We start from the raw sequence: 12966 nt of genomic DNA, 5'->3' as shown, positions 1-12966 counted from the left end.
CCGCCGACCGGCCGGGCGGCGCGCAGTACGTCTGATGATTGCTACTCCACTTTCGCGCAATGTCCCGATAATCCGGAACCCGATGCAGACGCTTAGTGATTCTTATCAGATCCGGTTTCCGCTTTTCACCAGGCCACCACAGACGGCACCCGCATGGCCGCAGTACACGCTCAGCCCGGCGGCTCGCGTGTCAAGGCGTCGGTGACTGCCTCGGTCAAATCGGCACGCATCAGCGGTTTCTTGAGTATCGCGCGTACGCCGAGCGAGCGCGACTCCTCCTCAACGAGGTGGGTGCCGTAGCCGCTCATCAGCAGGACCGGCAGTTCGGGGCGCACCGCGCGGATCTGCCGGATCAGGTCGATGCCGGTCATTTCCGGCATCGTGTGGTCCGTTATCACGAGATCGAAGCGCAGTGGTTCGGCGAGGAAAGCCTCCAGCGCCTCGCGTGGCGAAGAAAATCCGAGCGGCTCGTAGCCGAGGTCCGCCAGCAGATCCTCGCAGAGCTCGACCAGCGCGCGCTCGTCGTCCACCAGCAGGACCGTCTCCCCGTTTCCGCGACGCGTCCCGGTGGCGGGCGTCGGCGGTGCGGCCGGCCGCTGCGCGGACAAGGGTAAATAGATGTTGAACTGCGTGCCGCGCCCGAGTTCGCTGCGCACTTCGATGGCGCCGCCATACTCCTTGACAATGCCGTCCACCAGCGAAAGGCCGAGACCTGTCCCCCCTATCGTCTTGCGGGTCGTGAAGAACGGATCAAACATGCGCTCCTGTACATCGGGGCTGACGCCGGCGCCGGTATCCGCCACGCCGATGCAAACGTAGTCACCGGGCTGGAGCGTGCCCGAATGCAGCGCGCGGACTTCACCGGTCGCGACTTCCACCGCCGACACGGTGATTGTCCCCGGCCCCTCCAGCGCATGACGTGCGTTGCTGCACAGATTCATCACCACCTGATGGAGGTGCGTGGGGTCGCCTAGCACATAGGCCTGCGGCGCATCGAGCTGGAGAACGACCTTCACCTCAGGCGGCACGCTTGCCTTGAAGAGATCCACAGTCTCGACGAGGACCGGCTGGACATGCACCGGCAGCCGCGCCGTCATCCCGCTGCGGCTGAATGCGAGAATCCGCTCGACCAGCAGGCTTGCGCGCATGCCTGCGTTGAGCACCTGCTGGGCGTCGCGCCGCAGCGGCGAGTCGGCGCCGAGCGCGCGGAAGACGCGCTCGCCGTAGCCCAGAATCGCGCTGAGGATGTTGTTGAAATCGTGTGCGATGCCGCCTGCGAACGTGCCGAGCGCCTCGAGCTTCTGGGACTGGCGCAGTTGCGCCTCGAGTCTCAGGCGTTCGGCCTCGGCCTCGCGGCGCGCACTCACGTCGTCGATCACGGCGACCAGCGTCCCGCCCAGCGCGCCGGTTTCGGACAGCCGCGAGATGGTGATTTCCGTCCAGATCACCCGGCCGTCCCGGTGGAGATAGCGCTTCTCGAACTTGACAGTGGAGCGCTCGCCGCGCTCGAGCTCCGCGACTTTCGCGCGCGTGAGTTCGACGTCGTCGGGATGTGTGATATCGGAGGGGGCCAGTTGATGCAGTTCATCCAGCGAATACCCAACCATGCGCTTGAAAGCGGGATTGGCGACCATGTAAGGCTGATTGGGCAACAGCATCACGATACCCACCGGTGCCTCGTCGAACACGGCGCGCCAACGCTGCTCGCCGGCCCGCAGTTCCCGGTTGGCCAGCGCCTGACGGCGAACCTGACGCACCATCACATACAGCAGCACGAGAACGAACGACGAGATCGCCAGCGTGCGCGCAAGTGTCGCCCACGTGTTGCGGCGCCACTCGCGCAGGATATCCGCGCGCGGACGGCCTACATCGATGGTCAGCGGATAGCCCGGCACCGCGGATTGCGCGGTCTCGAGGTCGTTCAACGCCTCTTGCCCAAAAGAAGCGCTCACCGCGCAGCGAAAGCCGTTTGCGGCGTCCTTGCTTGCCACCGTGAAAATCAGATGTTCGTCGCGCGCCGTGGCCGCCAGCCGGGCGAGCAGTGCGGCGCAGTCGATGTTCGCCACAACGGGAACGACGCCTTGCCCGTTCTGCGCGGCGAGGCGAACGAGCAGCGGAAATGTTGCTGCGCCGGCCGCAGGCGAGGCGGCGGCGTATGCGGACGACGGCCAGCAGGAGTGCGCCCATGCGCCCCTCGCGCGCGCGCCGTCGCCGAGGTCGTGCTCGTCGTGTTCGTATCCGCAGCCGCCCGCATTGAGGGACCGAATTTGAGGCATGCGCGCGCGTGCTTGCTGCTCGAAGGCCGCGAACCCGTCTTTGCCGGTCAGGTTGGGCGTCGAATCTGCCTCGTACTGGAGCGTCGCCGGAATCCGGTCAATCGTGCTGCCGATCTGCTCGGCCAGTACGCGCGCGACGAGTTCCAACGTACGATGGCCCGCGGCAAGCGTGGTTTGTCGATTCTGGTGAACGCTGTAGAAGGCGGCCACGCAGACGAGCGTGACAAGTAGCAGGCCGCCCGCGACCGTCGTGCGGTAACGGCTGTGGATCGGCCAGCCGTCGTATGCACCGGCGGACCCGGCGGGTCCGGCGGGTTCCGGCATGAACGGAGTTCGCGCGGCAGGCTTCACAGGACAGGTCCGCCCATGAGTTGTCTTACATTGGCAACGAGTGCGTCGCAGTCGAGCGGCTTCGCGAGCACCCGGTCGGCGCCCAGTTGCCGCGCGACAGAAGCCGCCGTGGCCGCATTGAACCTGAAACGGCCCGAGATGGCAATGATCCGCGCGTCGGGATGACGCGCGCGCCAGGCGCGCACGCTATCCGCGCCGTCCGTCTTCGGCTCGCCAAGGTCGACCACCAGCAGTCGAGCAGCCGCCCCCGCGTGGCGCGCCGCGAGCGACGCCTTCGCCGCGAACCCTGCATCGTGCAGGGTCGCGACGATCAGGTCGCGCATCACCGGGTCGTCCTCGATAACAAGAATTTCGTCCGCGCTCACAGTTTTCCCTTGCCTCGCCGCCATGCGCACCTAGCGCAGGCTGGCGATACGATGCTAGGTGAGCGCGGTTACCCGCCGGTTTCGGGCCGCACGCCGCCAGATTACATCTGAAACGTCTTCTCACAGAGCCTCGCGCTCGGCGGCCGCGCATGGCGACGCACCGGTAGAGCGCTCCGGCGCTGCGCTACGTTGCGGGCATGGACGGCACGACCCAAGACCGCTCAGCTGCCGAAGTAGATATTGCAGAACGACACGGGACCGACGCATTCGTCCTTCTTCTGGGTCTGCTTTTCCGGCGTGGCGCGGCCTGCGGACTGCGCCGCCGACTGCGTGCCGTTGTTCGACGCGGCCTGGGTGCTCACGGCACCGGCCTGAGGTTGGTTGCCCTGCGCATGCGCGACGGCGGCGCATAGGGTCAGCGAGAGAACGAGGTACTTCAGGGATTTCATGGCTGGACTCCAGACAAGCAGCAAAACTTGCTGCGACGGTGAAAACTATAAGACGCCGTGGCGTCTCAATTAAGCGGTCACTGCGGAAGGGATCCTTTCGCAGATGGCACATGACTCGCGAAGGCGCGGGCGTGTGCCGACATCGTTGGCGTTCTCGCGGCGGAGCGGGCGCAATCGTCTATCGCGCGACTGTCATCTGCGCGATTCGAGCGCGCCGCGCGTCAAGACCTGTCGCCGGCCTGGCGATGAAACGGCGCGTCCGGGTCGAGCAGCGCACTGCGCATGAGGTGGAGGTCGCCCCATAGCTGCTGTAGCGCGGCCCGACGCCGCCCTTGCGCGGTTCTTTGCATCTCCCCGGCCACCTTTTCCAGCGCGCGGCTCGCTGCGCGGACGGCCAGCGCTGTGCGTCGCGCATCGGGTCGTTCGAAGAGGTCCGCTGCGCGCCGGCCGGCCTGTTCGACCCACAGTAGCCAGCGGGGACGGTCCGATGGGCGCAGGGGGGCAAGTGTCGCGAGGTCCGTGCGCAGATCCAGCAACGTCTGCCCCACTTCGAGCGTCGCGAGAAGCCAGTGCCACGCTTCGTCGTGGCGCCGCGTGCCTGGTGTCAGGAGCAAGCGCAGTTGCGATGAGAGATCGTGAGTGCGCGAGCGAAAGCGCGCATCGGCCCCGTCCAGCCGGGTTTCCCATGCGAACGCCACTTCGCGGCGCAGATCGCGCTGGATGCGACCCACGACCCAGGGCGCCTGGAACGGAAACACGATCGTCGCCACAATTACGGCGATGAACAGCGCCGTGACCGCGGCGAGCCCATTGTTGAGCAGCGCGTCCGGGGCGTAGCCCATCATGTTGTCCGGGCCGGCCAGCACCACGAAGAACACGCACAAGCCGATACCGTAACCCGACGTGGCCGGCCGGCTCGCGAGGAATGCGCTGCCTGCGACGATCGGCGCGAGCGCGACGCAGAGCAGGGGAAAACCGTCGATGGCGGGATAGACAAAGCACATGTAGACGTAGCCGATCGCCACGGCCCCTGCTGCGCCCAACGCGATCTGCATCGCCAGCTTCTCGGGGCGCGGTGCGGCCGAGGTCAGACCCGCAGCGATCGCGGCCGCGATCACTGCCAGTCCGCCGCTCGGCCAAGCCGTGAACAGCCAGAGCGCGCCAACGGCGCCCACGGTCAGTGCGTTGCGCACGAAGGTGAGCGCGACCACGTAGGAGCTGGTCCGCGGTGGAGTGGCCGGCGCGCGCGGCGAAGGGTTCGGGCCCGCCCCCGCGGCACCCACTTCGAGGTACTCGAGCAGGTTGCGCAGAAGCCGGCGCAGCGCTTCTCGCATTGTGCGTACCTCGACGGCCGAAGAGGTCGGCCCCTGACCGGCTTCGGCCGCCGCTTCCTCCGCAACGGGTGCGAGCGAGGCGGCGAGACGCGCCAACGCCATTACGGACTGCGAATCGGGCGCATCGTCGGAAAGGCCGTCTCGCAGCCGGTCGATCAGACCCGCCGCCTGCAGCAGCGACGGCCGCATGTCCGCTATCAGCGCCGCCGCGCCGGTGCTGTCGAGTCGTTCGATCTGCTGCTCCAGCATGTGCAGTCGGGAACAGATCGCTGCATATTCGCTGTCGATCGCGGCGAGCCGCTGGCTGCGCATGCGCAGGTTCGGGTCTTCGTACGAGGCGAACGTGCGAGCGGCCTCGAACCCCGCGATGCTGCCCGCAAGGCGCGCGAAGCGCTGCCCGAACGTGACATGATCGCAACGGCCCGCAAGCACGTCCGCGCACAGTTCCAGAATCGCACTGCGGCGCTGGCGCTGGCCGTGCATGAGCGCGGCGCTCGCGCGAACCGGGAAGACGAGCGCGCTGATCGCCGCCGAACTGAGGATACCGATTGTCACTTCCGCCGCGCGCGTGAGCGACGCTATGAACAACGCGTCGGGATGCGTCACCACCGGTATGCCTACGAGGACCGCCGTATATCCGGCGAGCACGAACGCGTACCAGCGAAAATGCCGGAAACGCACCGCGAGTGCCGTGCACGTAGCGGTCCACAGCGTCAGAACCGTCAGATACAACTCGGGTTGCTGAGGAAATAGCGCACCGAACACCACGGCGGCCACCGCGCCCGCCGCCGTGCCGAGCACACGGTAAAAACTCTTGGCGAGCACCATGCCCGTCACGGGCTGCATGAGCACGAACACCGTCACCATCGCCACGCGCGGTGCTGGCAGTTCGAGCGCCATCGCCACGCCGAGTGCGACGAGCGCCGCGCACGTGGTCTTGAAGAGGTGCAGCCAGATCAGGCCGTCGCGCGCAGCGAAATCGGCCATGGCGCGGCGCAGACGCGTCGAAAACAAATCTCGTGGAGCGCCACGTCGTTCGGGCGCTGACGATTCGGAAACCGGTCGGGAAGTCACGATTGCATACAGGGGCGTCGCTTGCGACCGGCCAAGCCGCGCGCTTTGATTTGCGATGCGCCCGGTTCGCGTCGGCACAGGGTGATGGAGCCGAACGCACGCCCCGTCTCTCGCGCGGCGTGCACTGGCGAAACAGAATCGGCCGCCGCCGTTGCAGCGCCATTTCGGAGACCGGGCGCTTTCGTTACAGTTGAAACAACAATGGGCAATGCCTCACATCGATCCGAACTTCGTTTCATTTGAAACGCGCCGCATGCGTCGCTGAAATGGCATCGAAACTGCAGCCCACAAGAATGCGCACACAGTTGCAGCCCTCCGGCTTTGCCGCACACACCGGGGCCGATTGGTCGATGCTGCGCTTGCGGACATCGGCGCCTCCAACAAACCCACGATTGCACACTGTCGCATGAATACCTTGCACAACATGCAGATCCTCGTCCGTGTGCTGGATACGGGCAGCTTCACGGCCGCAGCGGCCTCGCTCGACGTGAGCCTCGGCACCGCGTCACGGGCAGTCAGCGAACTGGAGGAGCATCTGCGCACGCGCCTTCTGCACCGTTCCACGCGCCGAATTTCCCCGACGCCCGAAGGACTGGCCTACGCCGAACGTTGCCGAAGGATCCTGGCCGACGTGGTGAGGGCCGAAGACGACACCGCGCGCGCCGCCGACCACCCGAGCGGACTACTGCGCGTGCACAGCTTCGCGAGTCTCGGCCATCGGCACGTCATGCCCGCGATCCAGGCCTACCGTGCACGCTATCCCGACGTCCGGGTGGAACTGAGCCTGTCGCAGACGCTGCCCAACTTCTTCGACGGCACTTGCGATGCATCGGTCATCGCGTTTTCGCCGACACCGGACGCCAACCTTGCGTCGCACCGTCTGGGCTGGTCGCACAGCATTCTTTGCGCTTCACCCGGTTATCTCGCCGCGCGCGGCGTGCCGCAAACGCCGGACGATCTGAACGCGCACGACTGCCTGACGCTTCGTACGACGACGCTATCTTCGCGAGCGTGGTGCCTCGAAGGTTCTGACCGAGTGCCCGTTACGCTCGCGGTCGACAGCGTGGTCAGCATCAACATTGCCGAATCGCTTGCAACGGCCGCCCGCGAGAGCATGGGGATCGCGCCGCTCCCCGCCTACGCCGCACTCGACGAGTTGCGCGAGGGTACGCTCGTTCGAGTGCTGCCCCAGTACACCATCGATACGCGCGAAGTCTGCATTCGTTACCCCTCGCGCCGGTTCGTCGACGCGCGGACACGATCGTGGATCAATTTCATTTGCGACTGGCTCCCACCTCGTCTCGAGAAAGACGATGCGGTATTGAGCGAACTTGCATCGGATACCGAAACGCTACCCATCGCGGTCTAAACGGAACAATCGATACCGAGCGGCGGTATCCCTTCTCCCCTCACACAAGCGACAAGGACGCGTCGCCGCGGTGCCGCATGCCCGCGCACTTCGCCGCGTCCACGAAATCGCGCACCACCTTTGAGCGGTCGTCGTAACGGTAAGCGAGCAGAACACGAGCCGTGGGCTGCGTACCCTCGATTTCGTGGTACGTCACGCCTTGCGGATGAAGGTCGCGAATCGAATTCGGCACGATGGTCACGCCGAATCCCGCCGCCACCATGCTGACCGCCGACGCCACCTGCGTGGACTGCTCGCCCAGTTGCGGGCTGAAGCCGCAGTCCTGGCACGCGGCGATCACGTCGTCGTACAGCACGGGCGCGATGGCGCGCGGGAACATGATGAGACGTTCTTGCGCAAGGGCATCGAGCGGCACTCTGTCCTCGCGCGCCAGCGCGTGCCGCGCGGGCAGGACGACCAGCATGTTCTCGTCGAGCAGCGGCTCGAGCTTCACGAGCTCCGTCGCCTGCAAGGTCTGGCGAATGATGGCGACGTCGATCCGCTTCTCGACGAGATCGTCCATCAGCGCCGAGATATTGCTCTCCGACGGCGAAATCGACACCTGCGGGTGCGTTTGCCGGTAGGACGCCATGACATCGGAGATGACCGGATGAAACACGATCGAGCTGGCGAGACCAACCCGTATGCGCCCGCTCTGACCTCGCGCCGCACTCAGTGCACGACACTTCGCCTGCTCCACGAGTTCGAGGATACGCACGGCGTCTTCGTAAAGCACGCATCCCGCGTCCGTGAGTTCGACACCACGCGTGAGGCGCCGAAAGAGCGGCGCACCCATTTCCCGTTCCAGCTTGTGAATCTGCTGGCTGATCGGCGGCTGCGCCATGCCAAGACGCTCTGCTGCACGCGTGAAGTGCAGCTCTTCCGCAACGGCGACGAAGTACTTCAGATGGCGAAACTCCATATCGAACTCATATCGAAAAAGACTGTTTGCGATATTAGACGCCACGGCGCCTGGGAAACATACTTTCTCCACCGCAACACTCTTTCAGGAAACCGCATGATCAACCCAAATCCATGCTCGTGTGTCAGCGACATCGCACGATCATTCACACGTTTTGTGCGGGACGGCCAAACGGAAAGCGAGTTGTACCAGACCTCGCTGATGAGCGCCCTCATCGACGGCGTGTATGACGGCGACATGACGATCGAAGAACTGCTCAAGCATGGCGACTTCGGCCTCGGCACTTTCAACGAACTCGACGGCGAACTCGTCGCATTCGACAGCGAGGTGCACCAGTTGCGCGAAGACGGCAGCGCCCGCGCGGTCAGCCCCGATCAGAAAACCCCGTTCGCCGTCGTGACCCACTTCCGCCCGACGATGTTCGGCTCGCTGACCGAGCCGCGCACGAAGCACGAGGTTCAGGCCGTCATCGACGAGCTGATCGGCTCGCCCAACGTCTTTTGCGCGTTCCGCATCGACGGCCGTTTCTCCCGTGTCGAGACGCGCACGGTGCCGCGCCAGACCATGCCGTACCGTCCGATGCTCCAGGCGATCGAGGGTCAGCCCATCTTTGCGTTCGAGGAAACCTCCGGCACGCTCGTCGGCTTCCGCTGCCCCGAATACGTGCAGGGCATCAACGTTGCCGGCTTTCACGTTCATTTCATCACCGACGACCGCAAAGGCGGCGGCCACGTGCTGGACTACCGCCTGATCGAAGGCAAGGTCGAGGTGGCGCGCATCTCGAGACTACGCATCGATTTGCCTAAGACCGACCACTTCGAGCGCGCCACACTGCACTCCGAGGACATGGCAAGCGCCATCGAAGCAGCGGAAGGCTAAGCGCCGAACACGAGAATCGCGCATCGGCACCGGTGGCGCGACCCGATTCAACATCTGATATGGATAGCATCATGCTCAGGAAAACTAATCAAGCAAACCAGACATGGACTTGCGGCGCCGACCTCGTCGTCGCCAACCTCGAAGCCCGAGGCGTCAAGCACGTCTTCGGCATTCCCGGCGCGAAGATCGACCGCGTGTTCGACTCGCTCGTCGACTCGACGATTGAGACCGTCGTGGTCCGCCACGAAGCGAACGCTGCGTTCATGGCAGCGGCCGTCGGCCGCCTGACGGGACAGGCGGGCGTCGCGCTCGTCACCTCGGGCCCCGGCTGCTCGAACCTGGCCACGGGCCTCGCCACGGCCACCTCCGAAGGTGACGCCATGGTCGCGATCGGCGGCGGCGTGAAGCTCGACGACCGCCTGAAGCAGGTTCATCAGACCATGGACACGGTGGCGATGTTCAAGCCCATCACGCGCTACGCCGCGGAAGTGGTCACCGGCTCGACGATCTCCGAGGTGATGAGCAACGCCTTCCGTGCTGCCGAAGGGTCCCGCCCCGGCGCGTCGTTCGTCAGCCTGCCGATGGACATCGTCAACGCGCCGACACAAGGCGACGTGCTAACCGAGTACGTGCCGCCTGCGCTCGGCGCCGCGGCCGCCGAGGCGCTCAGCGAGGCCGCCGGGCTGATCCGCAACGCACGCAATCCCGTGCTGCTGGTCGGTCTGCTGGCGAGCCGCCCCGAGAACGCCAAGGCGATCCGCGAGTTCGTGACCCGTACCAACATCCCGGTAGTGGGCACGTATCAGTCCGCAGGCACCATCGACGCTGATAATTTCAGCCGCTTCGCGGGACGCGTCGGCCTCTGGAACAACCAGCCGGGCGACGTGCTGCTCGAACAGGCCGACGTGATCGTGACTGTCGGGTACAGCCCCGTCGAGTACGATCCGCCACTCTGGAACAAGGACGCGACCCGCCCGCTCATCCATGTGGACGTGCAACCCGCCGACACCGACCGCTATTACCGGCCTGCGGTAGAGCTGATCGGCGACATCGCGAAAACGATGACGCAACTCGCCGCGGAAGTCCCGTCGCGCACGACCTCGCCGCAGTTCGAGAGTGTGCTGACGACGCTGGCCGGCGCGCGTCTCGCGCTTGCACACAAGGCAGCCACGCTTGGCGGTAGCCCCGTGCACCCGCTTCGCATCGTCAAGGAGCTGCAGGACGTGGTGGGCCCCGACACGACGATGTGCGTCGACATGGGCAGCTTTCATATCTGGATCGCGCGTTACCTGTATAGCTTCCGTGCCCGCCAGCTTCTCATCTCGAACGGCCAGCAGACGATGGGTGTCGCCCTGCCGTGGGCCATTGCCGCGTCACTCGTGCGCCCCGGCCAGAAGGTGATTTCGGTGTCGGGCGACGGCAGCTTCATGCAATCGAGCATGGAGCTCGAAACGGCGGTGCGCCTGAAGAGCAACATCGTCCACGTCATCTGGGTCGACAACATGTACAACATGGTCGAGATCCAGGAAGTGAAAAAGTACAAGCGCCGCTCCGGCGTGGAGTTCGGCCCGATCGACTTCAAGGCCTATGCCGAATCTTTCGGTGCCAAGGGCTTTGCGGTCGAATCGGCCGACTCGCTGCGCGCGACGCTGCGCGCCGCCATGCAGACGGAAGGTCCCGCCGTAGTCGCGATTCCCGTGGACTATTCCGACAACCCGAAGCTCATGGAACCGCTGCGCACGGACTACCTGATCTAAGCGCCGACGTGACGACGGCCGCCCGCGAGAGCGGGCCGGCCGTTGCTGAACCTTTCAAGTGGAAGCAGCGCTGTGGGCGCAATGAGAAGCATGAATACACCATATGCAGCATCGCCCGACCCGGCCGCCGTGGCAACGGCGGGTAAAAAGCGTGTCGGAGTGGTCTGGGTCGGGAATATGGGGGCGGCCATTGCCGCAAATCTTGACCGCGCGGGATTCGCGACGGTACTGCTCGACCGCGACCTGAGCAAGGCTGAAGGAGCCGCGCGGGGAAAGGCAATTGCGACGAACGACTGGCAAGACCTGGCCGACTGCGAGTTCGTCATCACGATGCTACCTGGCGACGGCGCGGTGCTCGACGTCGCACTCCAGCTCTCGAACGTGCTCCTTACCTACGCGGTCCATGTGTCGATGAGCACCATCGGTAGGGAAACGGCGCGTGAACTCGCCGATCTGCACCACGCGCTCGGTCAGCAATTTGTGTCGGCGCCCGTGCTCGGAAATCCGCAGCTCGCGGCTTCACGTAATCTTCTCGTGTTCGCGGCCGCCGACAGCGAAACGCTCGACCGCTGCATGCCGCTTCTCGAATGCCTCGGCCGGCACGTCGTCGTCATTGGCGAACACGCCGAAGAGGCCAACCGGATCCAGCTCGCCATCGTACACCCTCCTGTAGGTGCCGCGTAGCCGCATCATGAGGAGGGCACTGCCCATACCGTTACGAGGCGGCCCGACCCAGGGTGTCGCGTGAGCTTTCTGGCGTTCATCGTTCGCCGAAGCGAGCGCGCAGGCACAGTATCAACACGGCGTCGCAAGCCGCCTCGCCGTAGGCGGACGCGTGCCAGGAGTCAATGCAAGCCGACGCGCGAAAGCGTCCGCTGTCACTCCCGAGCCAGCACGGCACCCGCGCGCGCGGTCGTGGAAGGCATAAGCAGCAAGGCTGCCGCGAGCGAGACGAGACATCCGGCGCAGACTTCCTCGATACGCAATTCTGCAAGCGGCACGATGGCGACACCAAGCTGGCCGTAAACGAGCCCGACAAGCATCGTGATAAAGAACACGCCGCGGGCATACGCATGAAGAATGTAATAGGCCCAGCCGAAAACCGACAAAGCCATGGCGGCCACGAGAATCCAGGCTTGGTGTCCGCACACGGTAATGAGCAGCACGCTGGCCGCCGCGCCGCTCAGCGTGCCAGCAATGCGCTTGATGACACGTGCGCGCGTGCCCTGATACGAGGTCGTCCCAAGAAAAACGACGAACGTGCTGATGACCGCCCACATCGAACGGTCTTCCGACAACTCGCCGCCCATCAATATGGCGAGGAGGGCCGCGACGGTGGCGACGAGAGCCGGCCGCCATGCGAGCCGGTGAAATCGATGCGCGAGCACGGTGGAAAGGGGCCGTTCGGTCTGCCGTCCGGTCACGTGGACAGCCACGTAACGCACGGCCGCGCGAGCCCGTGCCTTCGCGGCCACGATGGTATGGGGCAACGCGAACATGAACGACGGCGCCGGCGCGCGGCCCCGCTCCATCGGGATGACGACGCGCCCAACGAATGCGACGATGAACGGAACCACCGCCATGGCGGTCAGCATCTCCTTCAGCCGCGTGGGGGAAGGATGCAGATACAGGCCGAGGTAAAAGGACACCAGCATGAGCATCGCTGCGCCCACCGCGCGGGCACCGAGCGATTGGCACAAGATGCCCACGAACACAATGAGCAGCGCTCCGGCGTCGCGCTGCGCGGGCTGCAAGGCGAGCGCGGTGGCGCCGGCGAAGGTGGCGCAGTTGCACATATAAAAAATGAGGAGCGAGGTGAGCCAGCTCGACCAACGCGCTTCGCGCAGAAACAAAGGCGCAATCATTGCGAACAACGCGCCAGGTACGGCAAGAGTCGGCGTTTCATCATGATGGAGCGCCCAGGACACGCCCACGCCCGCCGTCAGCAGGCAAGCGAGCGTCGACCGTGCTGCACCGCGCAGGCGCGCAAAATCGGGGTCCTCGACAAGTGCGCGCTGCAACGCGCGTGAGAAGGCGGCGGCGATCATGGTCGACGATATCCGTGCGTGTCGGCAACCGGGCTTATGGCCGTAGCCGATGTCCGGGCGTTACAGCCCGGCGTTGGGATGGACACCTGATGCGCACGCCTCC

General features: G+C 65.2%; 10 protein-coding genes. 4 read left to right on the top strand and 6 right to left on the bottom strand.

Going from position 1 to position 12966, the window contains the following annotated elements:
- Positions 1-170: 170 nt before the first annotated feature.
- The 4 genes from AB4Y40_RS23485 to AB4Y40_RS23470 all read right to left on the bottom strand — a co-directional run bounded on the left by AB4Y40_RS23485 (position 171) and on the right by AB4Y40_RS23470 (position 5762).
- Positions 171-2600, bottom strand: a complete 2430-nt coding sequence (locus AB4Y40_RS23485; RefSeq protein ID WP_368689805.1) for an ATP-binding protein — start codon at positions 2598-2600, stop codon at positions 171-173.
- A 23-nt stretch (positions 2601-2623) separates the two neighbouring features.
- Positions 2624-2992 (bottom strand): response regulator, encoded by a 369-nt coding sequence (locus AB4Y40_RS23480; RefSeq protein WP_368689804.1) that lies wholly within the window; start codon positions 2990-2992, stop codon positions 2624-2626.
- A gap of 221 nt (positions 2993-3213) precedes the next feature.
- Entirely contained in the window at positions 3214-3441 is a 228-nt protein-coding gene (locus tag AB4Y40_RS23475) for a hypothetical protein (protein WP_368689803.1), read from the bottom strand.
- Between the two features lie 221 nt (positions 3442-3662).
- On the bottom strand, positions 3663-5762 hold the full coding sequence (locus tag AB4Y40_RS23470) for an FUSC family protein (RefSeq protein WP_368689802.1): 2100 nt from the start codon (positions 5760-5762) through the stop codon (positions 3663-3665).
- A gap of 493 nt (positions 5763-6255) precedes the next feature.
- Between AB4Y40_RS23470 and AB4Y40_RS23465 the strand changes: the two genes are divergently transcribed.
- On the top strand, positions 6256-7218 hold the full coding sequence (locus AB4Y40_RS23465; protein ID WP_368689801.1) for a LysR family transcriptional regulator: 963 nt from the start codon (positions 6256-6258) through the stop codon (positions 7216-7218).
- A gap of 40 nt (positions 7219-7258) precedes the next feature.
- Here AB4Y40_RS23465 and AB4Y40_RS23460 read toward each other — a convergent pair whose 3' ends face one another.
- A complete protein-coding gene (locus AB4Y40_RS23460) occupies positions 7259-8179 on the bottom strand; it encodes a LysR family transcriptional regulator (RefSeq protein WP_368689800.1) in 921 nt (306 codons plus the stop codon).
- Between AB4Y40_RS23460 and budA the strand changes: the two genes are divergently transcribed.
- From budA to AB4Y40_RS23445, 3 genes are all read left to right on the top strand, one after another.
- A complete protein-coding gene (gene budA, locus AB4Y40_RS23455; RefSeq protein WP_368689799.1) occupies positions 8165-9058 on the top strand; it encodes an acetolactate decarboxylase in 894 nt (297 codons plus the stop codon). The two genes, AB4Y40_RS23460 and budA, sit on opposite strands and share 15 nt — an antisense overlap.
- Before the next feature lie 71 nt (positions 9059-9129).
- Positions 9130-10815: an acetolactate synthase AlsS gene (gene alsS / locus AB4Y40_RS23450; RefSeq protein ID WP_368689798.1), complete on the top strand. Its 1686-nt coding sequence runs from the start codon at positions 9130-9132 to the stop codon at positions 10813-10815.
- A 90-nt stretch (positions 10816-10905) separates the two neighbouring features.
- Positions 10906-11499, top strand: coding sequence for an NAD(P)-dependent oxidoreductase (locus AB4Y40_RS23445; RefSeq protein ID WP_368689797.1), 594 nt, complete (start codon positions 10906-10908; stop codon positions 11497-11499).
- A gap of 194 nt (positions 11500-11693) precedes the next feature.
- On the opposite strand, the gene AB4Y40_RS23440 is transcribed toward AB4Y40_RS23445, so the two are convergent.
- On the bottom strand, positions 11694-12569 hold the full coding sequence (locus AB4Y40_RS23440; protein WP_368689796.1) for an FUSC family protein: 876 nt from the start codon (positions 12567-12569) through the stop codon (positions 11694-11696).
- Positions 12570-12966: the final 397 nt, after the last annotated feature.

The sequence above is a fragment of the Paraburkholderia sp. EG287B genome, assembly GCF_040965595.1.
GTDB lineage: Bacteria > Pseudomonadota > Gammaproteobacteria > Burkholderiales > Burkholderiaceae > Paraburkholderia.
The sequence above is the reverse complement of the archived record's forward strand: the minus strand, read 5'-3'. Positions and strand labels throughout refer to the sequence as shown.

Bases quoted from the DNA above. Each gene is read 5' to 3' on its own strand.
- AB4Y40_RS23485 (WP_368689805.1), bottom strand. From the start codon at position 2,600: ATGCCGGAACCCGCCGGACCCGCCGGGTCCGCCGGTGCATACGACGGC.
- AB4Y40_RS23475 (WP_368689803.1), bottom strand. From the start codon at position 3,441: ATGAAATCCCTGAAGTACCTCGTTCTCTCGCTGACCCTATGCGCCGCC.
- AB4Y40_RS23470 (WP_368689802.1), bottom strand. From the start codon at position 5,762: ATGGCCGATTTCGCTGCGCGCGACGGCCTGATCTGGCTGCACCTCTTC.
- AB4Y40_RS23465 (WP_368689801.1), top strand. From the start codon at position 6,256: ATGAATACCTTGCACAACATGCAGATCCTCGTCCGTGTGCTGGATACG.
- budA (WP_368689799.1), top strand. From the start codon at position 8,165: ATGGCGAAACTCCATATCGAACTCATATCGAAAAAGACTGTTTGCGAT.
- AB4Y40_RS23460 (WP_368689800.1), bottom strand. From the start codon at position 8,179: ATGGAGTTTCGCCATCTGAAGTACTTCGTCGCCGTTGCGGAAGAGCTG.
- alsS (WP_368689798.1), top strand. From the start codon at position 9,130: ATGCTCAGGAAAACTAATCAAGCAAACCAGACATGGACTTGCGGCGCC.
- AB4Y40_RS23445 (WP_368689797.1), top strand. From the start codon at position 10,906: ATGAATACACCATATGCAGCATCGCCCGACCCGGCCGCCGTGGCAACG.